Consider the following 1,684-nt stretch of genomic DNA (forward strand, 5'->3'; position numbering starts at 1 on the left):
CCGCGCACCGCCTCCACCTGGTCGGTATCGAGCAGGGTCACCTGCACCTCGTCGACGGCCGCGGCTCCAGCACCGGTAATCAGGTCGATCACCGCGTCGGCATCGCCGGCCTTGATCGCCTCGGCCACCGCGGAGATCTGCCCGCCGTAGCGGTGGCCGCGGCGCAGCGTGATCACCCCACCGCCAAGTAGCCGTTCCTCATCTGGCGAGAACTCGCCCGCTGGCGGGTCGGCGACCGCATCGAATGCAGGCGGCAACCCCGGCTCCGCCGACCCGTCCCGATCCACCAGGTCAGCAAGCACCGCACCGGCATCCACCGACGCCAGCTGATGCGGATCGCCGACCAGAATCAGCCGAGTGTCCTCCCGTAGCGATTCGAGCAGGCGGCTCATCATGGTGACTGCGAGCATCGAAGTCTCGTCCACCACCACGACGTCGTAGGGCAGCCGATTGCCAGCCCCGCGCCCAAATGTTCCGTCGGGGTGCCACTGCAGCAGGCGGTGGATCGTCGTCGCCACCGGCGCGACAGTGAGCGCCGCGGACTCCGCGCGGTAATCGTTGATTGACGCCTGCATCTGGGATGCCGCACGGCCGGTGGGCGCGCACAGTCCGATGCGCACCTCACTGCCCAGTATTCGCTCCATCACAGCCAGGAGTCGCGCCACCGTATATGTTTTGCCGGTGCCTGGACCGCCAGCGAGCACCGTCGTCCACGACGTCGCCGCCAACGCCGCCGCCGCGCGCTGACGGTCGTAGTCCTCATGCGTTCTGGGGCCGAAGACCTCGTCAATCGCCGCGCCGAGCGCCGTCGCGTCCACCACGGGCCGCACCTGCGCTCGCCGGTCCAGAATATCGCGAATACTCTGCTCCTGTCGAAAGTATTTGCGCAGGTAGAGCAGCGGTCCATCCGCGGACGTCAGCAATGCTAGCGGCCGCAGCGGACCACTGGGACAGCCGACCACGAGCGGTGACGACTGTAGGAGCCGGGCCAGGTCGTCGGGATCGGGCCACGGCAGGTCCGCGGTCTCGCCGTCCGCCGTATCAGGGACGTCGGCGGTATCGGTTGTGCTGGCGTCGGGCCCGATCTGCCGGATCGTCCGGAGTTGCACGCACGTCGATCCGGTCCGCACCGCACGCACCGCGAGTGCCGTTGCGATCAGTTCATCGTCGGAAATCTCCGCTCCGGACAGGTCCGCAACCCGCTGTGCGACGTGGACGTCGGCCGCAGTGAACACCCCGGCGTCATGGAACACGCGCAGGATCCCGATGTCCCCGGCTACCACTTGCGCACTCATCGGCGTTCCCCTTCTCCGGCCAGCAGATCCGACAGCGATTCGATGAGTCTCACCGGTGGCCGCCATTCGAACACTCCGCAGCCCGGTGGCGTGGACGGCCCCGCCATGCCACGGACGAACTGATACTGCACCGGCCCCTAGTGCCGACCCGGCTGGTAGTCGGGTAGTCGCCAGCGCAGATACCGGTGCAGCGCCACGGAATACAGCAACGCCTGGAGCGGATAGTGCGCGAGCATCATCTCCTCCGCCATGGCCTCGGTGTTGAAGTCCTCGACGGTCTTGTCACCCGCGCTCAGCCGGTTGGTCTTGTAGTCCACCACTGCGAACTGCCCGTCTGGCGTCCGCAGCACCGAGTCGATGCTGCCGGTCAGATATCCGCGGAACCGTTC

General features: G+C 67.5%; 1 protein-coding gene and 1 pseudogene. Both read right to left on the reverse strand.

From position 1 onward, the window contains the following. Nucleotides 1-1,295, reverse strand: a 1,295-nt coding sequence (locus WAW85_RS06010; RefSeq protein WP_422558730.1) for an AAA family ATPase, incomplete at its 3' end; no start/stop codon positions are given. After that, nucleotides 1,292-1,684 (reverse strand): annotated as a pseudogene (locus tag WAW85_RS06015) (PD-(D/E)XK nuclease family protein); the annotation flags it as partial. The pseudogene WAW85_RS06015 and the gene WAW85_RS06010, both read right to left, overlap by 4 nt.

The sequence above is a fragment of the Gordonia sp. (in: high G+C Gram-positive bacteria) genome, from assembly GCF_049299075.1.
GTDB lineage: Bacteria > Actinomycetota > Actinomycetes > Mycobacteriales > Mycobacteriaceae > Gordonia.